This is a genomic window from Pseudomonas sp. GQ91 (genome assembly GCF_059758795.1).
In genome coordinates this window covers 247229-269275 of record NZ_JCAXED010000005.1, presented here as the reverse complement: position 1 = coordinate 269275, position 22047 = coordinate 247229, and the positions used below count along the sequence as shown (strand labels likewise).

Genomic DNA, 22047 nt, shown 5'->3' with positions numbered 1-22047 from the left:
TATATTGTTCGACCTGTTTGATAGCTTTTACGACCTAATGAGGTTTTCATGGAATTGCGCCATCTGCGCTACTTCATCGCCGTGGCCGAAGAGTTGCACTTCGGTCGCGCCGCCCAGGTGTTGGGCATCTCGCAACCGCCGTTGAGCCAACAGATTCAGGCGTTGGAGCAGCAGGTGGGCGCGCGCTTGTTCGAGCGTACCAATCGTCGGGTCGAACTGAGCGAAGCCGGACGATTGTTCCTGCATGAAGCGCGCCTGGTCCTGGCGCAGATGGACAAGGCCGCGGACGTGGCCCGCCGGGCGCAATTGGGCGAACTCGGTGAGTTGAAAATCGGCTTCACCTCTTCGGCACCGTTCAACGCCAGCATTCCACAGGCGATTTTTGCCTTTCGCCAGGCCTTCCCGGCGGTGCACCTGAGCCTGCGGGAAATGAGCAGCACCGAAGTGGCGCAGGCGCTGGTGGATGAGTCGATCCAGGTCGGGTTGATGCGTCCGCTGCCGTTGCCTGATTCGTTGAATGTCGTGGAGCTGATGCGTGAACCGCTGGTCGCGGTGCTGAGTGCCGGTCACCCGCTGGTGGAAGGCAGCGAGCGCGGTTTGCATCTGGCGCAGTTGGCCGAAGAGCCTTTCGTGTTCTTCCCGCGCGCCTACGGCAGTGGTTTGTACGCCCAACTGCTGACCCTGGCCCGCGAGGCCGGCTTCACCCCGCATTTCGCCCAGGAGGCCGCCGAGGCGATGACCATCATCGGTCTGGTGGCCGCCGGGCTGGGGGTTTCAGTACTGCCAGCCTCGTACCAGCGTATCCGCATCGACGGCGTGGTCTACCGAACGTTACTCGATCAGGAGGCGGTGACGGCGGTGTGGCTGGTGCAGCGCAAAGGCCAGCCCTCGCCCATGGCCAAGGCGTTTGTCGAGCTGCTGACGCGTAAGGCGGTGCTGTAGCGGCAATGGTGAAAATGCGCAGAACATTGTAGGAACGAGGGGGCGCCTAGCCCTTGCTCGCGAAAAACGTCAACGATAGCGCGTGTATTCAGGATAAACGCGGCGCCTTAGCGTTCTTCGCGAGCAAAGGCTAGACGCCCTTTGTCATTTCTGGTGTTTCAATTCTGCTTCGAAGTCCCGGTTTCCTTGAACAGCTGCGCCGCCGAGCCTGCTTCGCTCACGCCGTTGGCGCGCAAGCCGGCGAGGATGTCGCGATCGAGCATGCTCACCCAGCGGTTGTAGTTGCGATGAATCTTGCCGTTCTTGTAGCCCAGGTCGCGGCTGTCGCGGTAGGTGATGGCGTAGTTGTTGCCGGTGTAACGGATGTCGATTTCGGCGTGGTAGCGGTTGCGCACGGTGATTTCAGCCTGGATCAGGCCTGGGTCGGCGCGTTGCACGGTCCATTGGCGTTTATCCAGGGCGGCGAGGATGCTCTGTTTCATTTTCGCTGCACTGACCTGCTCATTGGCCGTCAGCGCGTGCTGGGTGTTGAGTACTGGTTTGCTGGTGCAGCCGGCAACGGTCAGCAGGGTCAGGACAATCAGGGTAGCGCGTAGCAAGGAAGACATTCCGTTTCTCCAGTCAGTTAAAAGGCTTGCTGCCAGCGGCGAAAGATCAGCGAAGTATTGACGCCGCCGAAGGCAAAGTTGTTGTTCATCACGTAATCGTTGTGCATCTGGCGAAACTCGCCTTGCAGGTAGTCCAGCTCGCCACAGCGCGGGTCGACGTGATCCAGGTTGAAGGTCGGCACGTATTGATCGCGGTTCATCATTTCGATGCTGAACCATGACTCCAGCGCGCCGCAGGCGCCCAGGGTATGGCCGAGGAAACTTTTCTGCGAACTGATGGGCATGCGGCTGCCGAACAAGCTGTGGGTGGCCAGGGTTTCGGCGATGTCGCCCTGTTCGGTGGCGGTGCCATGCCCGTTCACATAACCGATGGCCGCCGGTTGCAGGTTGGCGTCTTCCAGGGCCAGCTCCATCGCCCGGCGCATGGTGGCCTGCTCGGGGCGGGTGGTGTGCTGGCCGTCGGCGTTGCTGCCAAAGCCGACGATCTCGGCGTGGATATGCGCACCGCGCGCCAGGGCGTGCTCCAGCTCTTCGAGCACCAGCATGCCGCCGCCTTCACCGATCACCAGCCCATCACGGCCATTGTCGTAGGGACGCGGGCTGGTTTGCGGCGCGTCGTTTTTCAGGCTGGTGGCGTAGAGTGCGTCGAACACCATGGCTTCAGTCGGACACAGCTCTTCCGCGCCGCCGGCGAGCATCAGCGGCAGCCGGCCGAACTTGATGGCTTCGTAGGCGTAGCCGATGCCCTGGCTGCCGCTGGTGCAGGCGCTGGAAGTAGGAATCAGGCGCCCAGTGAGACCGAAGAAAATACTGATGTTGGCCGCCGTGGTGTGCGGCATCATCCGTACGTAGGAGTTGGCATTCAGCCCTTCGGCCACGGAATTGAGCAGCATGTTGCCGAAAGCCTTGATCTCGTCGGTGCTGCCGGTGGACGAGCCGCACGCGACGCCCATGCGCCCGTCCTTGATCGACGGATCGCCCAACAGGCCCGCGTTGTGCAACGCCTGTTCCGCCGCCCACACCGCCAGCCTGGACACCCGGCCCATGCTGCGCAGCTGTTTGCGGGTCCAGTGGGCCGGCACCACGAAATCATCGATAGGCCCGGCCAGTCGGGTATTCAACTCGCTGAACCGATCCCACTCATCCATGCGCCGAATGCCGCTACGGTTAGCGCGAAAATTGGCGACGATGCTCTCCCAGTCGCTGCCCAGGGACGTGACGCCGGCCATGCCGGTGACGACCACACGTTTCATCAGCACAGGCCTCCGTTGACTGCCAGCACCTGGCGCGTGATGTAGGCGGCTTCGGCGGACATCAGGAAATTCACCGCGCCAGCCACTTCTTCCGGCGTGCCCATGCGTTGGGCGGGGATCATCTTCAGCAGTTCTTCCACTGGCACGTTCTCATCGAGCATTGCGGTGTCGATCAAGCCGGGAGCCACGCAGTTGACGGTGATCCTGCGCTTGCCGAGCTCGATCGCCAAGGCTTTTGCGGCACCGATCAAGCCGGCCTTGGAAGCGCTGTAGTTGACCTGGCCGCGATTGCCGATCAGCCCGGAGACCGAGGTGATGCAAACAATCCGCCCGGCGGCGCGACGCCGAATCATCGGCATCATCACCGGGTGCAGCACGTTGTAGAAACCGTCGAGGTTCGTGCGCATCACCACGTCCCAGTCGTCTTCCGAAAGGGCCGGGAATGCGCCGTCGCGAGTCAGTCCCGCATTCAGCACGACCCCGTAATAGGCGCCATGTTCTTCCACGTCCGCTTCCAGGATTGCCTTGCAGCCAGGGCGATCCGAGACGTCGAACTGCAGCACCCGAGCCTTGCGCCCAAGGGCCTGGATCTCGGCTTGCACGGCATCCGCCTCGGCGCGCCCCGTGCGGCAATGCAGCACGATGTCATGGCCGGCTTGGGCCAGGCGCAAGGCAATGGCGCGGCCGATGCCTCGGCTGGAGCCGGTGACCAGTACGGATTCACTCATGACGCGTGTCCTTCGATTCAGCTAAATAGTTGGCCGCCTGGGGCGGTCGAAATACGTTCAGGCGCGCGCTGGCCTGGATCCCGTCGCCCGTCAGGTGGCATTCGAACACACCCATGCCGTTGTCGTCTTCCAGGGAGCGCAGGCCGTGGATGTTCAGTTCGGCGCCGGCAGGGAAATGCTCGACGTTGCACTCGAACTTGCGGGTGCCGAGCAAAAAGCCCAGCGCCACCGCTTCGCCCTTCTGGCGCGCATGACAGCCCGCGTAAGCGGCGACGCTCTGCGCCATCAGCTCAATACCGACCCAGGCCGGCAGGCTCCCGTCTTCGCGGTTGAACAAGCCGCCTGGCTTGACGGTGAGGCGGGTGTGGATCCGCTCTTCGTCGAAGGCCAGGACCTGGTCGATGAGGATCATGTCGGCGGCGTGAGGCAGTAGCTCGGCGAGTGACCAGTCGCTCATGGGGCATCTCCGATAATCAGGCTGACATTGTTGCCGCCGAAGGCAAACGAGTTGCTCATCAGGCAGCGTTTTTCCAGGCGCGCCCCGGTTGTTGCCCACTGCAAGGCGGGTAGCGCCGGGTCTGGCTGCGCGTCCCAGATATGCGGCGGCATCAGGCCCTGGCACAGGCTCAGCCAGCAAAACGCAGCCTCCAGCGCTCCGGCGGCGCCAAGCGTGTGGCCGGTCATGGGCTTGGTGGAAGAGCAGGCGACACCGTCTGGAAACAGCCTGGCAACCGCGAGGCTTTCCATGGCGTCGTTATGTAGGGTCGCGGTGCCATGCAAATTCAGGTAACCGATCTGCGCGGGCGCGAGGCCAGCGCTGGCCAGGGCCTTGTGCATTGCTTGCCACGCACCCTTGCCGCTGGGCTCGGGAGCGGAGATATGGTGCGCGTCGCAACTGGCGCCGCTGCCCAGCAGCGCGATCGGCGCCGGGGTCTTGCTCATCAGGAACAGCACTGCGGCTTCGCCGATATTGATGCCGTTGCGGTTGACCGAGAACGGGTTGCAACGCTGGGGCGAAACGGCTTCCAGCGAGGTAAATCCATTGAGGGTCAGTTTGCACAGACTATCGACCCCACCGCACAGCACGGCGTCGCAGATACCCAGGTCCAGCAGGCGCCGGGCGCTCATCAGCGCACGGGCGCTGGAGGTGCAGGCAGTGGAGATCACGTACGCCGGGCCGCTGAGTTGCAGCCAATCGGCGAGAAAGTTGGCCGGTGCGCCGAGTTCTTGTTGCTGGTAGTCGTAGTCGCCGGGGAAATGGTTTTCCTGCAGGTATTGGGCGATGCCGCGACTGGCCTCATCGATACCCGATGTGCTGGTGCCGAGCACAATACCGATGCGTGAAGCCCCCAAGCTCTGGATCGCCTGGCGGATCTCACCTTCGATCTGCAAGGCGGCCTCCAGCAGGAGTTGGTTGTTGCGGCTGCTCTGTTGGGCCATTTGCGGCGGTATCGGCGCCAACTCACCCAATACGCTGCCGACCGGCAACACGCGTCCGGGCACCCAGCCGCTTTCGGCGTGCATGCCCGAGCAGTCCCCGGCAAACAGGTTACGGCTGACTTCGTGCTTGTCGCGGCCCAGCGCGCAGATCACGCCGAGGGCATTGAGGTAGGCCGTCATGGGGCGTTCTCAAGCGGCGTTACATAGTAATTCAGTTGCTGGCCCCGCAGGTATACGGTGAACACCCGTGGCGCTTGATAGATGATCTGCCAATGGGGCTTGAGCACCCGCACATCATCCATCGCACGGGCGTCGGGGTAATTGCCGGAGAGTTCATCCGTCGGTGTCAGGGCAAACAGCAGCGCCGCAAACAACTCCCGCGCCTGGGGGTTGGGCGGTAACAAGCCATCTGCCTGCCAGCTGCCATCGACCAGTCTTTGCCGGGCCTGGGGGATGCCCAGCGGGTCCATCAGCGACCAGCGAATAGCCTCGGCTTCGTGCTGGATCACCAGTATCCAATCCTGGCGCTGACCGTCCTGTTCACGTTCGACATGCAACTGCAGCGGCAGGTCCAGGCTGGGACTGTGGGCGGGCAACGGCGGCTGGCTGGCGCAGGCGCTCAGCAGCAGGCAGACGCTCAGCAGCAGCCCGCGGATCATTGCGTTGCACCGGCGAGCGGCTTGCGGGCTACCACATTGACCAGGGTTTCTTCGCGCTCGCCAAACGGCTTGGGCCGACGCAGGCCCCAGCGCTCGAGCAGGCCGAAATCCGTGGAACGACTCCACCACAGATACGGGTACGAGACGTTCTGCGGGCCGAACTCGAAACCTTGCTCGCGAATCATCTCCAGGTACTCATCGGCGCTTTTTTGCACATGCATCGGATGACGGAACAGCCAGCGAATCACCCAGGTGTCGATATAGGCTTCGGTGGACTCGGCAAACAGCAGGTAGCCGCCGGGCTTGAGCACTCGATAGAACTCGTTCAGCGCCCGTTGCTGTTCCACCAGGTGATGGAATGTCTGGTGGCAGAACAGAATATCGACACTCGCATCGGCCACGTCCAGGGTGGCGCAGTCGCTGCCGATCAGTTCGATGGCGAGGTCCTGGCGCTGCGCTTCGGCGCGACTCAGTTCGAGGCTGTGGGGATCGGCGTCGAGGCCGATCAGGCGCTTGGGCGCGAACACTTGCTGCAGCAGCCGGAACGATTTGCCCTGCCCACAACCGGCATCCAGCAGCACCGGCGCGACCGGCAGCGGCTCGCTGAACAGGTTGCGCAAGTCGTTGATCGCCACGCGCAGCACGTGATGCTGCCAAGTGTGGCTGCGCAGGAACCAGAAACCGAACCTGGTTTCTTCGACGTAGTTCTTGCTCAAGTATTCCTTGTTAACCGGAGGGCTGCTCATGCGTGATCCTCTGCGCAGATTTCCGAAAGCATCCGCAGGCGGCGCTTGGGTTCGCTGACAAAAGGGTTGCGCTGGTCCCAGGCATACCCGGCGAGGATCGCGCTGATCATCCGGCGAATTTCCGGTGAGCTGTCGGCATGGAAAATCACATCTTGAAAGGTCCCGGCGTACCAACCTTCGACGTAGCAGCGGAAGGTGTCCACGCCGCGCTTCAGCGGCTCGGCGAACTCGGTTTGCCAGTCGACGCTTTCACCCTTGAGTTGGCGGTTCAGCAGGCCGGCGGCCATGCTGGCAGAACGCATGGCGATGGTCACCCCGGAAGAGAACACCGGGTCGAGGAATTCCGCGGCATTGCCCAATAGCGCAAAGCCCGGACCGTGCAAGGTGGTGACATTGGCCGAATAGCCGCCGATATTCCGCGCCGGGGTATCCCACACGGCGTTTTTCAGCACCTTGGACAGGCTGGGGGTTTCGTCGATAAAACCGCGCAGGCAGGCATCGAGATCGAGATCGCGTCCCTCGAAATGGGTCTTGGCGGCTACCACGCCGACCGAGCAGCGACCGTCGCTGAACGGGATGGTCCAGAACCAGATATCGCGCTGGGTCGGATGAGTGGTGATCAGAATCTTGGTGCGGTCGAAGCCCGGATGTTCAATGCGGTCCTCGATGTGGGTGAACACCGCCTGGCGCAGCGGGAAGTTCGACGCTGCTTCCAGGTTCAGCAGACGCGGCAGCACGCGGCCGTAACCGCTGGCGTCGAGAACGAAGCCGGCCTTGATGTGATATTCGCGGCCATTCTCCTGGCGCACATGCAGGTAGCGATGGCCGGCTGCGAAATCCACTCCGACCAGGGTCTGGCCGTAGCGGATTTCCACCCCTTGCAACGCGGCCTGATCGGCCAGCAATTTGTCGAAGTCGGCGCGCTGCACCTGGAAAGTGGTGGGCTTGCCGTTGCTGAAGGTGTCATCGAACTCAAAGGCGCTGTAGCGTTCGCCCCAGGCGAACGCGGCACCTGTCTTCAATTGGAAGCCGGCAGCATTGACGGCCTCGAGCATGCCGGCCTCCTCGATGAAGTCGATGCAGTGCGACAGCAAGCTTTCACCAATGGAAAAGCGCGGGAAGTGCTGGCGCTCAATGATCAACACATCATGCCCGTTACGTTTGAGCAGCGCGGCCGCAATGGCGCCGGACGGACCCGCGCCAATCACCACCACCTGGCGACGTTCCATTTCAACTGTGGGCACTGTTGCTCCTTGCCGGGTCGGCGATCATCAAATTCAATTCAGGAAAATCCGCGCACATCAGTGCAAGTGCTCCCGGTGGCTTGCCCACGGCGCGAGCATAAAGCTGAACGCCAGGCCGAGGCTCACCGAAAGGCCGAAGTTACTCACCGCCGGTGTACTGGAAACCGCCAGCAAACCAAAGGATAGCCATGTGGTGATGGCTGCCAGCAGCGTTCCCAGCAAGCTGACGGCGGCACCGCCGATCTGCTCGCGCATAAGAATCGCGTAGTCGACGCTGATGGCTGTCACCAGCAACAGGCCGAACAGGCTGAACAGCGTCAACGGCTGTCCCAGCCAGCCGAGACTGGCCAGGCTGCACATGGCCGCCAGCAGCGGCAGCGCGACGATACGCAATGCTCCGCCAAGCCCGAACGGCAGGAGCAGCAGCAATACGATCAGTACACAGGAGATTAATTTCAATTCAGCGGCGCTGATCTGGGTCGCGGCAAATACCCGGTTCAAATCACCCAGGCGGTCGACCAGTTTCACCCCGGGCAAATCCTCGGCCTGGACCCTCAGCAACGCCGGGTCGTTCAAGCCTTGCAGGCTGACCATCGCCGCTACGCCATCCTTGATGTCGCCCAGCCACAGCGTGCGCCACGGCTCGGCCAGCGGGCCGCGCAGTGCAGCGTCAATGTCTTGGGTGGGCAAAGCCTGCAATTGCGCCACTTCCGCCTGCAGCGCGCTGGCCGGCACACCGAGGTCGAGCAAGGGCTGCCAGAGGGGCGGCAGGCTGTTCAGGGCCTGGCGCAGCTGTTGTTGCGTGCTGGCGGGGCTGACCAACTGAGTGAGCGCCAGGTAGCCCTGCAGCTTGTCCATGTTGACCAGTTGATCCAGGCGCTGACTCAGCGCAGCCTGGCGCTCGAGCAATTGCTGTTGATTATCTGCCCGCACGAGGAAGAACTGGCTGGTGGGTTGATAGCCGGTAATCCGTGCAATGGCCTGTGCTTCCTGGAGCAATTGCGGCGGTGCGCCGATCCATTGGCGAATATCGTTTTTGCTCTGCAGTTGCCACAGTCCACCGGCACAGAACAGCAGCGCCAGTACCAGCAGCGCTGGGCTGGGCAGGCGCTTGAGCAGCGACTCGCGTATCCCCAGCAGGCACTCGGCGACCTGTAATGGCCATTGCGCGGGGCGCAGGTCCATGCCGCTGAGCAACGCCGGCAGCAGGCACACCGCCGACAAGTAGGCACCTACCAGGCCAGCGGCGGAGAACACGGCGATCTGCGTCAGCGCCGGGAACGGCGTCCAGGCCAGGGCCAGGTAGCCGATGCAGCTGGTGGCCAGGCTCAGGCTCAACCCCGGCAACGTCAGGCGCAAGGCTGGCCAACTGCGCCAGGGTTGCAGGCTCCAGCTCTTGGACAGGTAGTGCAGCGGGTAGTCGATGGCCACCCCGATCAGGCTGGCGCCCAGCACCAGGGTCATCACGTGCACGCGCCCAAACAGCGCGACGCAGGCTACCGTGCCAAACAACATGCCCACCAGCACCGGAACGAAGGCCAGCAGCACCCGCCAACGGCGAAACGCCAGCAACAGCAACAACAGGATGCCGAACGTCGCGCCGCCGCCGACCCACGTGATTTCGCGGGAGGCCTGCCGTTGGCCGTTGGCGGCATACAGCAGGCCGCTGGCCGCGAGCAGTTGCACACCTTGTTCGCCGGCCTGTTCGCGGCTCGACTGCAGCAAGGCGGCGACTTGCAGCGGCAGTTGCATATCGAACGCACTGCCGCTGGTGCGCGCCCGCAGCAGCACCCAGCTTTTGCCGTCGGCGTCGGCGATCAACGCGCCGCTGCCGATATCAAGTTGCACCGAGCCCTGGTGCGGTTGGCTGTTCTGGATGCGCCCGGTCAGGCCAAGCCAGTCGTCCTGGCTCGGTACCAGGCTAAAACCGCTGAAAGGATCGAACAATGCCTGCACCCGCTGCGCAATGAACGCCTCGGGCTGTTCGATCAACTGCTCGCGGTCCTTGGCCGAAAGCATTGCCAGGCGCCCTTGCAGCAGTTGCTTGCGCAGGGCCGGCAGGTCGGCCTGCACATTCCATGTGATTTTTTCAAACAGTCCACTGGTTTGCCAGCGCTCAGCCAGTTGTTGGGCCATGGCCAGCGCCTGTTGCCGTTCGGTGTGCCCCACCAGCACCAGCATTTCGCGGTTCAGCGGTTCTTGCATGCGCTGTTCGGCTTGAAGCTCCAGCGCGTCGGGCGTGCTGCCCGGCACCAGCTCCATCAGGTTGGCCGACAGCGGCGCACCGTTGCGCCATTGCCAGCCGGCCAGCGCCAACACGCCCACCAGCAGGATCAGGAACAGACGTGGCAACCAGCGCTCACTGGGCAAAATCGTGTTGCTCCGTCTCGCTCAAAGGGTGCTCGGCGGTGCTGTCTTGCAGGCGCAACACGGTGCTGTCGCCCTGGGTTTCCAGCAGTTCGATGGTGTGCACCAGCGTGCCGCCGTCGATATTGATTTGCGTGAAGACCTGTTTCAGCAGCAGCGAACGCGGAATCAGCGTCAGTTTCCACGCCGTGGCCGTGCCTTGCAGTTGCAACTCGAAGTCTCGCTGCAAGCCGCTGCTGTCGCCTTGCAGGACGGCGAGGAACAGGCGGTTCTGCTGCGCGCCGGCGCTTTTGTTCGGTAGCGCATGCCAGCCGCTGGCGTTGCGTCGGGCGATACCTTGGGCGTTGATCCGATAGTCTTGTTGCAACGGCGTTTCAAGCAGCCAGAGCAGGCCGTGGTCCTTGGCCAGCACGAACCTGCCTTTGCTGGTCAGCGGTTGTGGCAGGGCGCGCAGGTGTTTTTCCTGGATGAAGTTGCCGTGGATCACCTCGGGCCTGGCTAACTGAGCGCTGAGTTGCTGCAGGTCAAACGCCTGGGCAACGCCTGATAAACCGAAAAACACCAACACTGTAGGCGCGAGTTTGCTCGCGAAAAACGTGAGGGCGCCGCGGGGTATCAGGCAGCCAGCATTATCGTTGAGGATTTTCGCGAGCAAGCTTGCTCCTACAGAGAACGCGGTCAGCATTTCAAGACTCTCTCTACGGCATCGATGAACACCTTGGGCGAGGCCAGCTGCATCTCGCGACTGGCGATCTCGACCGCCACTTGCACGGTGCTGGCGCGGGTCAGGCGTTCGCCGCTGGCGAGGTCGCTGATCAGGTAGTTGACCTTCAAACGGTTCTCCCACTCCACCAGGCTGGCGCGCACATTGATTCTTTGACCAAAGGTGGCGCCGCGCACGTAGCGCAGTTGCATGTCGATCACCGGCCAGGCATAGCCGGATTCCAGCATCGCCGTGTAGTCATGGCCGATCTTGTCCAACAGTGCGCAGCGCGCGACCTCCAGGTACTTCACATAGTGGCCGTGCCAGACCACGTGCATGGTGTCGACATCAAAAAACGGCACGAGGATTTCAGTGTCGCTGTGCAATACACCCTGGCTACGCATGCAGCCTCCAGTGTTGCTCGGCGATGCGTTGCAGACACAGGCGCAGTTCGCCTTCGAGGGCGCGGTCTTCGATGACCGGCGGGAAGTCCTTGGCCAGCTCTTCGTGCATGGCCGCCAGGGCCGCTGGCAGCGGACGTGCGTCGGCGGCCTGGGCGCGCAGCCACACACCTTGATTGGCGGCGAGCAAGGTGGCGGCGGCAACCTGCTCGGTCAGCTCGAGGACGCGGATTGCATCGCGGGCGGCAATCGTGCCCATGCTCACCTTGTCCTGGTTATGGCACTCGGTGGAACGTGAGAACACGCTGGCCGGCATGGTGTTTTTCAGGGCTTCGGCGGTCCAGGCGCTGGTGCCGATCTGCACCGCCTTGAAGCCGTGATTGATCATCGCGCGATCCGCCGGCGCGCCCGACAGGTTGCTCGGCAAACCGTGGTTGTAGCGCACGTCCACCAGCAACGCGAGCTGTCGGTCCAGCAGGTCGGCGACGTTGGCCACCAGGGTCTTGAGGCTGTCCATGGCGAAGGCGATATGACCGCCGTAGAAGTGCCCGCCGTGCAGCACGCGTTCGGCCTCGGCGTCGATGATCGGGTTATCGTTGGCGCTGTTGAGTTCGATCTCGATAAACGAACGCAGCCAATTCAGGCTGTCCGCCAGCACGCCGAGCACATGCGGCGCGCAACGCAGGGAGTAGCGGTCCTGCAGACGATGCAACGGCGCGGTCGGCGCGTCGATGGCCAGGTCCTTGCGCAACCAGGCGGCGACTTGCATCTGGCCCGGATGCGGCTTGGCGGCGAACAGGCGCTCGTCGAAGTGTTCCGGATTGCCCTGCAGCGCTACCACGTTCAGTGCGGTGATGCGCGTGGCCAGTTGCAGCAGGTAGTCGGCGCGGGCAAACGCCAGGCAGGCCAGGCCGGTCATCACGGCGGTGCCGTTCATCAGCGCCAGGGCTTCCTTGGGCCGCAGTACCAGCGGTTCCCAGCCCAATTCACGGTGTACCTCACCGGCAGGGCGGCGTGCGCCCCGGAACATCACTTCGCGCTCGCCGGACAGGGTAGCGGCCACATAGGACAGCGGCGTCAGATCGCCGCTGGCGCCGACCGAGCCTTCTTCCGGGATCAGTGGCAGCACATCGTATTCAAGAAACGCCTGCAGGCGCTCCAGCAACTCCACGCGCACACCGGAGACGCCGTGGCACAGTGACTGCAAGCGCGCCGCCAGCACGGCGCGGGTGGCTTGCGCATCCAGCAACTTGCCCAGGCCACAGCCGTGGAAGGTGTACAGATGCCGCGGCAGCGCTTCGACGTGCTGCAACGGCACCGCCACCACGCACGAATCGCCGTAACCGGTGGTCACGCCGTAGATCACGCCTTCCTTGTCCAGCAGCGAATCCAGGAACTGCGCGCCCTTGGCAATGCGCTGCCGATAGTCGGCATCGCCTTGCAACCGGGTTGGCGCCTGACGGTTGGCCAGGGCCAGCACGTCTTCGATGCGCAAAGGGAGTTCGCCGAAGGTTACCGGCTCAAGCGGATGCGTCGTCATCGGTCTTCCAGAAAGGGTAAAAGTTGAACCATTGTTGGGGCGCTTCCAGGCAGAAATGCCCCAGGCGTGCGGCATAGCGTGCGGTCCAGGTGGCAATCACCTGCTGGCGGTCGCTGCGCTTCCATTCGATCAACTGAGCGAAGGGCTCGATGATCAAGCGATAGCGACCCTGGTGTTTGAGGCACATCAGCAGGTTGACCGGGCATTTCAGCAAGCCGGCCAACAGCCACGGGCCTTGCGGAAACGCGGCGGAGTGGCCCAGAAAGTCCACGCGGACGGTGCGCCCGCCGTGCAGCGGCACGCGGTCACCGGCAATCGCCAGCCATTCGCCGTCATCCAGGCGCTGGCTGAGCAACAGCATGACCGCCGGGTCCAGTTCGCTGACCTGGATCAGTCGCAAGTTGGTTGCCCCGGCCTCACCCAGCAGACGATTGAAGCGTTCGGCGTGCTTGGTATGCACCAGCACGTTCATGGTGACTTTCTCGCCCAGTTCAGCGAGGGCGCGGCACACTTCCAGATTGCCCAGGTGCGCGCCCACCAGCATCTGCCCGCGCGCACTGCGCAGTTGGCCGCGCAACTGTGCCGGGTCGAGGATCTCGATCTGTTCCAGACGCAGCTTGCCATTCCACACATCGAGCTTGTCCAGCAGTGCGTCGGCAAACGCCATGAACTGGCCGAACACCCGGCGATGACTGGGGCGCAAGTCGTCGCGAGCGCTCCAGTCGGCCAGCCGCTGCTGGTATTGCCAGGCGCTCTGGCGGGCGGTGCGGCCAAACAGGAAAAAGTACAGGACAATGCCATACAGCAGCGGGCTCAACAGCCGGCGCCCGAGGAGTTTGGCGGCGAATGCGGTGAGCCGCATCAGCCACAGGCTGCCGCGCTCTTCGCGGTCGGCCCAGTGCCTGGTGTTGTCGCTCATGCCTGCCACCGTCGCCAGAGAATCAGCGGCGCACGGACCAGCATGCCGAAGAACAGCCGGGTGTGCATGGAGGAGATCAGCAGGTTGTCGTGCACCATGCGAAAGTGCGACAGGCCGTCGGCCGGGTAATGTACCTGGGTCGGCAGCCAGCGCATCGGCTGGTCACGCCAGGCCAGGCGCACGAGGATATCGGAATCGAAATCCATGCGTTTGCCGATGTTGGCCGAGTCCATCAGCGCCAGTACCGGCGCCAGCGGGTAGATACGAAAGCCGCACATCGAATCGCGAATCTGCAGCGACAGGCTGTTGATCCATACCCAGACATGGGTCAGGTAGCGTGCATACAAACGGCCCTTGGGCACGCTGTCGTCGTATTCGGGATAACCGCAGATGAGTGCTTCGGGATGGCTGCGCGAGGCGTCGAGAAAGGTTGTTACCTCCCGCAGGTCATGTTGGCCGTCGGCATCCACTTGCAAGGCGTGGCTGAAGCCCAATCGTGCCGCTTCGCGAAAGCCCGCCATCACCGCCGCGCCTTTGCCTTGATTGGTGGGCAGGGTCAGCAGCGACACGTTGTCGAGGCTTGCGAGTTGCGCCAGCACGGCGGCGCAGGCCGGGCTGCTGCCATCATCCACCAGCAGGCAGGGCAGGCCGCTGTCCAGCAGGCGGCTGACCACGGCGGGCACGGCGGCTTCGTGGTTGTAGACCGGGATCAGGGCGCAGGGATTATGCATCGGCGGCGGCTAGCAAAATCCGTCCGCTGGAGCACGCGGCCGTGCCATTGCGGTAGGCAAAGTACAATTTGCCGCGCTCGCGGTCGAAACGCAGGTGCAGTTCGATCCGATCGTCCGGGCGCACCAGTTGCTGGAACTTGAGTACTTCCATTCCGGCAAAGTCGCTCGGCAGATCGAGCAATTGCCGACCCAGGCTCAGGGCCCAATCCACTTGCACCACGCCCGGTAGCACCGGCGTCTGGGGGAAGTGACCGCTGAAATAGGCCAGGTCAGGCGGGATCGCCAGTTGCAGCGTCCATTCACCGTCGGTTTCGGCGTGTTCGAGGATGTCGGGGGCTTTGGGCCGCGGAGCCAGCAGCAAGGCCTCCACGTCAGCCTGGGGCAGTTTGCCTTGGGCATTCAACGGCAATTGCCGCAACAGCCGCCAGCGACGGGGCAGCGCCAGGGGTTCGCAGTGCTGGCTCAGGTGCTGGCGCAAGGTTTCGGTCACCGCGCGCCGGCCCTGGTTGCGCAAGGCGTGCAGGCCATCGCCGCTGAGTACCACCAGCGCGCCGAGGGAGGCACGGTTCTCTTTCACCACGCCCAGGCGGCTTTCAGCGACCCAAGGGTGATCCATCAACGCGCGTTCGAGCATCGGCAGGGCGATGCGTTTTTCTTCCAGCTTGACGATCCGGTCCAGACGGTCCAGCAGTTCGAAGCGGCCGTCGGCGTGGAGGATAGCGGCGTCGGCGGTGTGCTCGAGGTGACCGGCGGGCAGGTACGGCGAGGCAATGCACAAAGCGCCAGCGGCGTCCTGGCTCAGTTGGACCCCGGCAAAGGGCTGCCACAGGCTTTCGCCCTGACGCCAGGCAATACCGCCGGTTTCCGAGCTGCCGAGGATTTCCGTCGGCCATTGCTGCAAGCGTTGTTGCAGGCTGCTGGCCGCGTCGCCGGGCAGCGCGCCGCCCGAGGAAAACACCCGCTTGACCGCGCTCAGCGCCGGCCAGTCGAGGTTGTCGCCCATGCGCTTGAGCAGCGCCGGGCTGGCGACCCAGGCAAAGTGCGGGTGCTGGCGGCTGACACGCTGCAAGTCCTCCGGGAAAGGCAGTTGCTGACGCACCAGCGTACGCCCGGCACACAGCGGCCATAGCACGCGGAACAGTAAACCGTAGATGTGCTGGGTGGCGACGCTGCCGATGATGCAGGCGTCTCCCAGATCGGCGCCCCACAGGGTTTCCAGGGCCTGGACCTCAGTGGCCAGTTGGCCCAGGGTTTTGTCGATGCGCTTGGGGTCGCCGCTGGACCCGGAGGTGCACAGGCTCAGTTGGCCAGCGTGCAGATCCAGGGCGCCAGCGCTGAGCGGCGCCTGGTACAGCGCGTCGAGATCGCTGGCCTCGGTCAGCCAGGCGTCGACTTCATGGGCCCAGCGTTGGCGCGTCTGGGGTTGCAGGTCGGCCGGCAGCAACACGCTGACGCCGGCCCGCCAGGCGCCCAGCAGGGCAATCGCCAGCAGACCGGCATCCGTCAGGTGCACGGCCAGGCGCCGAATGCCACGAGCGTGCAACCCGGCAGCCAGGCTCAGGGCGTATTCGCACAGTTGTGCGTGATTCATCGCCGGTTCAGTGGTGACCGGACGCTGTGCTACAGGCTCAAGCAGCAAGTGCTCAAGATTTACCCAATTCATACGCGGCCTCGAACCCTCTGTCGTATCAGCCATTCCACGGCAAACAACAACCCCATCAACCCGTAGGCGATCAGGCCGTTGTACAACGTCCACCAGCCCAGCGGCGCCCACAAGGTAAGCGCGGCGGCGATCAGGCCGTTACACAAGAAAAACACACTCCACGCCACGGTGACCTTGCGGGTATACACAATGGCGTTATCAGGCAATTGCGGTTCGCTCAAGCGCGCCAGGCGCTCGACCATCGGCGGGCCGTATTTCAGACTCAAGCCGAACAGCGCCAGCATGAAGGCGCTGACCAGGCTCGGGTACCAGCGCAGCAGCTGCGGATTGTCGAACCACGCCAGCATCAGGCAAAACACGATGGCGAGCACCGCCATCCAGCGTGCACCCGGGGTGCGCGCGCCGGTCAGCGCACGCAACAGCCACAGGCAGGCCAATAGCAGGCCGAATTGCCAAGGCGCAAAGTGCGCCGTGCCGAAATACACCGCGAAAGGGTACAGCAGCCCTGCCAGCAACAGACCAAGGCCGATCAGGCGGCTCATGCGGCCGGTTGGACCAGGCGGTAGACCGCCTCGACCACGTCATTGACCGTGCGCACGGCCTTGAACTCTTCGGCGGCGATTTTCTTGCCGGTCTGGCGCTTGATGTGGTCGATCAGGTCTACCGCATCGATGCTGTCGATTTCCAGGTCCTGATACAGGTTGGCATCGAGGGTGACGCGCTCAGGTTCCAGTTCAAACAATTCCACCAAGGCATCGCGCAGGGTGTTGAAGATATCGTCACGAGTTTGCATGGTCGGGTCTCAAGCTGCCTGTCTGGCCGTGACGAACGCCGCGAGGCTGGCCACGTTGATGAAGTGATTGCGGGTGTCCTTGGCGTCGGCGTCGATTTTGATGCCGTACTTTTTCTGGATCGCCAGGCCCAGTTCCAGGGCGTCTACCGAATCCAGGCCGAGGCCTTCGCCGAACAGGGTTTGCTCGTCACCGATGTCGTCCACGCTGATGTCTTCCAGGCCCAGGGCCTCGATGATCAGGGTTTTTATGTCGTGCTCAAGGCTATTTGGATTGCTCATCTTCGGCGAGCTCCTTAATGAAATAATGGTGCAGGTAATCGTTAAGCTTGCGTGAGGCTTGAGGAGGAGGCCCTTGCGTGGCAAACGTCTGTGGTTCTATATCGGCACCCACCTGCAAACTGAAGTGAAAACGGCATTTGGGGATGCGATACCAGGGTTCGGCCTTGGTCAGGGTGGTGGGGCTGACTTTGAGCACCACCGGGGTAATGACCGCGGCGCCCCTTAGCGCGATGGCGGCCGCGCCTCGATGAAAGGCTGGCGCCTGGCCGGGCACGGTGCGGGTGCCTTCGGGAAAGATAATCAGCGTCTGGCCGTTGCGCAGTGCGCCGGCGGCGGCATCGAGCATGTCGATGCTGCCGTCGTTGCTGATGTACCCGGCATCGCGCACTGGGCCCCGGGTGAAGGGGTTCTGCCACAGGCTTTGCTTGACCACGCAATTGGCCTGGCGCACCAGGCCAATCAGAAACACCACGTCGATCAGCGACGGGTGGTTGGCAATGATCATCTGGCCAGGGCGTCCGAGGTGTTCGGCGCCTTCGACGCTGTAAGTGAGAATGCCGGCACTCTGCATCATCCGGATAAAAAACCAGAACAGCCGACTGATGGTGTGACGCGCGCGCCGTTGATGCTGGCGGGCGTCTCCCGGCAGGCAACTGAGCAGCGGGAACACCAGCAGGCGCAGGCACAGGCCGCCGATGCCGAACAGGGCGAAGCTCGCCGCCGTGGCGAACAGTCGCCAGTGATAAGCGTCTCGGGGCTTGTCGGTCAGTGATTGCGTTGCCAGTTCCATACTCGGTTCTTCCAGGCATGTTGGCAGGCGTCCTGTTCGTTGAACAGCGCGCGCAGCAGGTTCAGGGCGTGAGGCCACTGGGTTTTGGTGGGTTGGACAGTCGCGGTGTGCAGCGCCAGTTGCCATTCGTCGCCTGGGGTCAACAACAGACCGAGGGCATAGGGGAAAGGTACATCGTCGATCCAGCGCGTGTAGGCCTCGGGCGGCTGTTCTTCGGTGATCACCAGCAGTACGGCTGGCGCGCCTTCGTTGAGCAGCGCGACAGCCTCCAGGACGCCGTGCTCCAGGCCGTCGCCGGCGGCCGCCAAGGCGGTCATTTCGCTGGTTTCGTTACGCAGGATCGACCACAGGCCAATCACCGCGTTATGCACCGACAGGCTGAACTGGGTGGGCGATAACGGCTGGTCCTTGGCCAGGTCGCTGAGAATCTCGAGGGTGCGCGGGGTTTCACCGTGACGCGAAACAAACACCAGCGGCAGGTCTTGCAAGCCTTCGGCCAGGGGCCAACCGACACTGAAGGCCATCCGGGCCAGGCGGCTGAGACGGCGGCGCTGCATGGCTGGCAGGAACGACACATCGGGCGCGGCTGCGCTGGGAGCCAGTAACACTGGGGCCCGGCACCATTCGCGCCAGCCGTCCACGCTGTCGAGCCCAGGGGCCCACGCGCGCCATTGAGCGATGTTGAAGTTGATCACGGAGAAGATATCCCGCCCCTGCGGGCTTCCTTGTGCAGCAATCGGCCCGGAAAACCGGGACATGGCGCAACGGCCAAGTGGCGCGCATTATCCCGGTGCTGTTGGGTTCTAGCAAACTTTGGTAAAAAAATGTTCACGGAATATTACAAATTTACCGAAATACAAACACCGATTGTCCGTCATCGGGGCAGGGGGCTGGGTGTCAGGCATTTCCGGCTTTATCGGGCTGGCGCGAGACAGAAGGGCAAGATAAAGCCTCCAATGCTGTAGTACAGGTGTGATCAAGGTAGCGAGCGAGCGCTTTTGCCCTCTACACTCGGGCATTCATTGATACACGGAGGTTTTTCCATGCGGCGCGTGGTGTTCAATCAGAAAGGCGGCGTTGGCAAGTCCAGCATTGCCTGCAACCTGGCGGCGGTCAGCGCCAGCGAAGGCTATCGAACCCTGTTGGTAGACCTCGATGCACAAGCCAACTCGACCCAGTACCTCACCGGGCTGACAGGCGACGATATCCCCATGGGCATTGCCGATTTCTTCAAGCAAACCCTGTCTTCCGGGCCGTTCTCGAAGAAAAACAAGGTGGATATCTACGAAACGCCGTTCGACAACCTGCACGTTATTACCGCCACCGCCGAACTGGCGGACTTGCAGCCCAAGCTTGAGGCCAAGCACAAGATCAACAAGCTGCGAAAGCTGCTGGACGAGTTGGCCGAGGATTACGACCGGATCTACCTGGATACCCCGCCAGCGCTGAATTTCTATGCGGTTTCCGCGTTGATTGCCGCTGATCGCGTGCTGATTCCTTTCGATTGCGACAGTTTCTCGCGTCAGGCGCTGTATGGCCTGTTGCGTGAAATCGAAGAGCTGAAGGAAGACCATAATGAAGACTTGGAAGTGGAAGGCATCGTGGTCAACCAATTCCAGGCCCGGGCGAGCCTGCCGCAGCAGATGCTCGATGAGTTGATTGCCGAGGGTTTGCCGGTGCTGCCGGTGTACCTCGCCAGCTCGGTGCGGATGCGTGAGTCTCACCAGCAGAGCAGGCCGCTGATCCACCTGGACCCACGGCACAAACTGACGCAGCAGTTTGTGGAGTTGCATAATTTGCTGGAAAACGCCTGAGCGCCTGTCGTCGAAAACAGTGCTGCCAAGACCGCACAATAAAACTGTGGCGAGGGGGCTTATTGTGGCAAGGGGGCTTATTGTGGCGAGGGGGCTTATTGTGGCGAGGGGGCTTGTCCCCCGTTGGGCTGCGCAGCAGCCCCCAAACCAGCCGCAGAGGCGTGTCTGATACACCGCATTCTTCTTTTTTGGGGCTGCTGCGCAGCCCAACGGGGGACAAGCCCCCTCGCCACATCCGTTTCAGTAAACGCCCTGGCCATGCAGCCAACTCATCAACTGCGGCAACGGCAACGCGCCGCTCTGGCGCGCCACCTCCCGGCCATTCTTGAACAGGATCAAGCTGGGAATCGAGCGAATCCCCAACTGAGCGGACAACTGCTGATTGGCCTCGCTATCGAGCTTGGCCAGCCGGCATTTACCCGCCAACTGCCCTGCTGCCTGCTCGAACACCGGCGCAAACGACTTGCACGGCCCGCACCAGTCGGCCCACACATCCACCAGCAGTGGCAAATCACCTTTGATCTGGCTGGCGTAGTCGCCCTGTTTCAGCTCAAACGGCTGGCTCAATAACACCGGTTGTTTGCAGCGCCCACACTTCGGCGCGTCTCCCATGCGTTCGCTGGGGATGCGGTTAAGACCATTGCACTGCGGGCAGGGGATCACAAGAGGATCGGACATGGAAGACTCCGTTGAAGTGGCCAATGAACTCAACTTGGAGCCTGAACGAGGGATTATCAAGCTCCGGCGGTGATGACGTGTGCACTCACATTTTCGCCAGTGCTGACGTGGTGTGTGTATCTAGGCTGATTGAGCCTATTTGAAAATGCACCATTGGTCCGTTTGCAGGTATCGCACATGGCGATAGCAGGCTGGCAGAGTATTTCAACGTGCCGGTGGACATGTTTATCCGAGAACCGCTAGGACGAGCAACTGATCTCCAGGTGCTTGCCCCAATCCGGCGGCCGCTGCGCGTATTGCTCCATTCCTGGCTGTTCTTCAAACGGCTTGCTCAACACCTCATGCAGTCGACGCACTTCGGTGTAGTCACCTGATTCAGCCGCCTGGATTGCATTTTGTGCCAGGTAGTTGCGCAAGATGTACAGCGGGTTCACCGCGTGCATCCGTTCACGGCGCTGTGCTTCGTCGCCCTTGCCTTCCCGCGCGACGCGGGCCTGGTACTCATCCGCCCACGCATCAAAGCCCGCGAGGTCGACGAAATCATCGCGCACTCGCGCCACGGCCAATGCCGCGGGCTCATCCCCCAGGCGGCGGAAGAATAGGCTGTAGTCGACGCCGCTGCCCTGCATCAGTTGCAACAGGCGCTCCACCAACTGCTGGTCGTCGTCTTCGGCGGTGGTGAAACCCAGCCGGCGGCGCATCAAGTCCAGGTAGTGCGCCTGGTACAGCGGCAGGTACAGCCCCAGGGTTTCGCGCAGCGCCTCGACGCTGATAAACGGGGTGAGCGCCTGGGCCAGCGCACTGAGGTTCCATTGGCCGATAGGCACTTGGTTGCTGAACGAATAGCGACCCTGGTCATCGGAATGGTTGCAGATGAACTGTGCGTCGAAGTCATCGAGAAAGGCGAACGGCCCGAAGTCGAAAGTGATGCCGAGGATCGACATATTGTCGGTGTTCATCACCCCATGGCAAAAACCGTAGGCCTGCCATTTTGCGATCAGCTCAGCGTTGCGTTCGACGATCTCGCGGAACATCGCCAGATACGGCTCGGGTTGTTCCTGGCATTCGGGAAAATGCAGCTTCAGGACATGCTCGGCCAGTTGCTTCTGCTGTTCGGGTTTGCGGGTGTAGTAGAAGTACTCGAAATGGCCGAAGCGGATATGACTTTGGGCCAGGCGCAGGACCATCGCGGCCCGTTCCTGTTTCTCGCGCCACACCGGCGTGCTCGAGCCGATCACGCACAGCGCGCGGCTGCTGGGAATACCCAGGGCATGCAAGGCTTCAGAGGCGAGAAACTCGCGAATCGAGGAACGCAGTACCGCCCGGCCGTCGCCCATGCGTGAGTAAGGCGTCTGTCCGGCGCCCTTGAGGTGCAGGTCCCAGTGTTCGCCGGCCTGGTTATACACTTCGCCGAGCAGCAGGCCGCGACCATCGCCCAACTGCGGGGTATAGCCGCCAAATTGATGCCCGGAATAGATCATCGCCCGTGGCTCGGCCTCGGCCCACAGTTTGTGCCCGCCGAACAGTTCGGCGAATACCGGCGTTTCGGCAATGGCCGGGTCCAGGTCAAGCAAGGCCATGGCCGCGTGGCTGGCGACCACCAGGCGCGGCTCGTCGATAGGTTCGGGGAGCACGTGGGTCGAGAAGTCGTCGCCCAGACGGGCGAAACGGTTGTCGAAGGTCAATTCGTCGAGGGCTTTCACCGGCCATCTCCAGCAGAATGTTCGGACATTCTGCTGGGCGCAGGCC

At 62.7% G+C, this 22047-nt stretch carries 24 protein-coding genes; 2 read left to right on the top strand and 22 right to left on the bottom strand.

Annotated features, from left to right (window positions below):
- Positions 1-48: 48 nt before the first annotated feature.
- Positions 49-942 carry a LysR family transcriptional regulator gene (locus tag AC6CIA_RS09755; RefSeq protein ID WP_498311694.1) on the top strand — a complete coding sequence of 298 codons (894 nt, stop codon included), beginning with the start codon at positions 49-51 and terminating at the stop codon, positions 940-942.
- 158 nt (positions 943-1100) lie between these two features.
- Here the strand turns inward: AC6CIA_RS09755 and AC6CIA_RS09750 are convergent, their stop codons facing one another.
- From AC6CIA_RS09750 to AC6CIA_RS09655, 20 genes are read right to left on the bottom strand one after another with little or no spacing between them, the layout of a single operon-like run.
- Complete coding sequence (locus AC6CIA_RS09750; protein ID WP_498311693.1) at positions 1101-1550, bottom strand: hypothetical protein; 450 nt, start codon at positions 1548-1550, stop codon at positions 1101-1103.
- 17 nt (positions 1551-1567) lie between these two features.
- Positions 1568-2803 carry a beta-ketoacyl-ACP synthase gene (locus AC6CIA_RS09745; protein WP_498311692.1) on the bottom strand — a complete coding sequence of 412 codons (1236 nt, stop codon included), beginning with the start codon at positions 2801-2803 and terminating at the stop codon, positions 1568-1570.
- Entirely contained in the window at positions 2803-3531 is a 729-nt protein-coding gene (fabG, locus tag AC6CIA_RS09740) for a 3-oxoacyl-ACP reductase FabG (RefSeq protein WP_498311691.1), read from the bottom strand. Before fabG ends, AC6CIA_RS09745 begins: the two co-directional genes overlap by 1 nt.
- Positions 3524-3988, bottom strand: coding sequence for a hotdog family protein (locus AC6CIA_RS09735; RefSeq protein WP_498311690.1), 465 nt, complete (start codon positions 3986-3988; stop codon positions 3524-3526). Before AC6CIA_RS09735 ends, fabG begins: the two co-directional genes overlap by 8 nt.
- A complete protein-coding gene (locus AC6CIA_RS09730; protein ID WP_498311689.1) occupies positions 3985-5151 on the bottom strand; it encodes a beta-ketoacyl-[acyl-carrier-protein] synthase family protein in 1167 nt (388 codons plus the stop codon). The genes AC6CIA_RS09735 and AC6CIA_RS09730 overlap by 4 nt, the downstream gene beginning before the upstream one ends.
- Positions 5148-5630 carry a hypothetical protein gene (locus tag AC6CIA_RS09725; RefSeq protein ID WP_498311688.1) on the bottom strand — a complete coding sequence of 161 codons (483 nt, stop codon included), beginning with the start codon at positions 5628-5630 and terminating at the stop codon, positions 5148-5150. Before AC6CIA_RS09725 ends, AC6CIA_RS09730 begins: the two co-directional genes overlap by 4 nt.
- The gene (locus tag AC6CIA_RS09720; protein WP_339529454.1) at positions 5627-6376 is read right to left on the bottom strand and encodes a class I SAM-dependent methyltransferase; all 750 of its coding nucleotides are present in this window, start codon (positions 6374-6376) and stop codon (positions 5627-5629) included. The genes AC6CIA_RS09725 and AC6CIA_RS09720 overlap by 4 nt, the downstream gene beginning before the upstream one ends.
- The gene (locus AC6CIA_RS09715; protein ID WP_498311687.1) at positions 6373-7620 is read right to left on the bottom strand and encodes an NAD(P)/FAD-dependent oxidoreductase; all 1248 of its coding nucleotides are present in this window, start codon (positions 7618-7620) and stop codon (positions 6373-6375) included. Before AC6CIA_RS09715 ends, AC6CIA_RS09720 begins: the two co-directional genes overlap by 4 nt.
- A 57-nt stretch (positions 7621-7677) precedes the next feature.
- Positions 7678-9990 carry an MMPL family transporter gene (locus tag AC6CIA_RS09710; protein WP_498311686.1) on the bottom strand — a complete coding sequence of 771 codons (2313 nt, stop codon included), beginning with the start codon at positions 9988-9990 and terminating at the stop codon, positions 7678-7680.
- On the bottom strand, positions 9980-10672 hold the full coding sequence (locus AC6CIA_RS09705) for an outer membrane lipoprotein carrier protein LolA (protein ID WP_498311685.1): 693 nt from the start codon (positions 10670-10672) through the stop codon (positions 9980-9982). The genes AC6CIA_RS09710 and AC6CIA_RS09705 overlap by 11 nt, the downstream gene beginning before the upstream one ends.
- The gene (locus AC6CIA_RS09700) at positions 10666-11094 is read right to left on the bottom strand and encodes an acyl-CoA thioesterase (protein ID WP_339529458.1); all 429 of its coding nucleotides are present in this window, start codon (positions 11092-11094) and stop codon (positions 10666-10668) included. Before AC6CIA_RS09700 ends, AC6CIA_RS09705 begins: the two co-directional genes overlap by 7 nt.
- Positions 11087-12631 carry an HAL/PAL/TAL family ammonia-lyase gene (locus AC6CIA_RS09695; protein ID WP_498311684.1) on the bottom strand — a complete coding sequence of 515 codons (1545 nt, stop codon included), beginning with the start codon at positions 12629-12631 and terminating at the stop codon, positions 11087-11089. The genes AC6CIA_RS09700 and AC6CIA_RS09695 overlap by 8 nt, the downstream gene beginning before the upstream one ends.
- Positions 12612-13550: a lysophospholipid acyltransferase family protein gene (locus tag AC6CIA_RS09690; RefSeq protein WP_498311683.1), complete on the bottom strand. Its 939-nt coding sequence runs from the start codon at positions 13548-13550 to the stop codon at positions 12612-12614. The genes AC6CIA_RS09695 and AC6CIA_RS09690 overlap by 20 nt, the downstream gene beginning before the upstream one ends.
- Positions 13547-14281 (bottom strand): glycosyltransferase family 2 protein, encoded by a 735-nt coding sequence (locus AC6CIA_RS09685; RefSeq protein WP_498311682.1) that lies wholly within the window; start codon positions 14279-14281, stop codon positions 13547-13549. Before AC6CIA_RS09685 ends, AC6CIA_RS09690 begins: the two co-directional genes overlap by 4 nt.
- The gene (locus tag AC6CIA_RS09680) at positions 14274-15944 is read right to left on the bottom strand and encodes an ApeI family dehydratase (RefSeq protein WP_498311681.1); all 1671 of its coding nucleotides are present in this window, start codon (positions 15942-15944) and stop codon (positions 14274-14276) included. The genes AC6CIA_RS09685 and AC6CIA_RS09680 overlap by 8 nt, the downstream gene beginning before the upstream one ends.
- Positions 15941-16486: a COG4648 family protein gene (locus AC6CIA_RS09675; RefSeq protein WP_498311680.1), complete on the bottom strand. Its 546-nt coding sequence runs from the start codon at positions 16484-16486 to the stop codon at positions 15941-15943. Before AC6CIA_RS09675 ends, AC6CIA_RS09680 begins: the two co-directional genes overlap by 4 nt.
- Positions 16483-16737 (bottom strand): acyl carrier protein, encoded by a 255-nt coding sequence (locus tag AC6CIA_RS09670; RefSeq protein WP_003209389.1) that lies wholly within the window; start codon positions 16735-16737, stop codon positions 16483-16485. The genes AC6CIA_RS09675 and AC6CIA_RS09670 overlap by 4 nt, the downstream gene beginning before the upstream one ends.
- Positions 16738-16746: 9 nt before the next feature.
- The gene (locus AC6CIA_RS09665) at positions 16747-17016 is read right to left on the bottom strand and encodes a phosphopantetheine-binding protein (RefSeq protein ID WP_498311679.1); all 270 of its coding nucleotides are present in this window, start codon (positions 17014-17016) and stop codon (positions 16747-16749) included.
- Positions 17000-17806: a lysophospholipid acyltransferase family protein gene (locus AC6CIA_RS09660; protein WP_498311678.1), complete on the bottom strand. Its 807-nt coding sequence runs from the start codon at positions 17804-17806 to the stop codon at positions 17000-17002. Before AC6CIA_RS09660 ends, AC6CIA_RS09665 begins: the two co-directional genes overlap by 17 nt.
- Entirely contained in the window at positions 17782-18501 is a 720-nt protein-coding gene (locus AC6CIA_RS09655) for a beta-ketoacyl synthase chain length factor (protein ID WP_498311782.1), read from the bottom strand. The genes AC6CIA_RS09660 and AC6CIA_RS09655 overlap by 25 nt, the downstream gene beginning before the upstream one ends.
- A 348-nt stretch (positions 18502-18849) precedes the next feature.
- On the opposite strand from AC6CIA_RS09655, the gene AC6CIA_RS09650 reads away from it, so the two are divergent.
- Positions 18850-19620 carry a ParA family protein gene (locus AC6CIA_RS09650; RefSeq protein WP_498311677.1) on the top strand — a complete coding sequence of 257 codons (771 nt, stop codon included), beginning with the start codon at positions 18850-18852 and terminating at the stop codon, positions 19618-19620.
- A 240-nt stretch (positions 19621-19860) separates the two neighbouring features.
- On the opposite strand, the gene trxC is transcribed toward AC6CIA_RS09650, so the two are convergent.
- Positions 19861-20298, bottom strand: coding sequence for a thioredoxin TrxC (trxC, locus tag AC6CIA_RS09645; protein ID WP_498311676.1), 438 nt, complete (start codon positions 20296-20298; stop codon positions 19861-19863).
- Between the two features lie 239 nt (positions 20299-20537).
- Entirely contained in the window at positions 20538-22001 is a 1464-nt protein-coding gene (gene selO, locus AC6CIA_RS09640; RefSeq protein WP_498311675.1) for a protein adenylyltransferase SelO, read from the bottom strand.
- Positions 22002-22047: the final 46 nt, after the last annotated feature.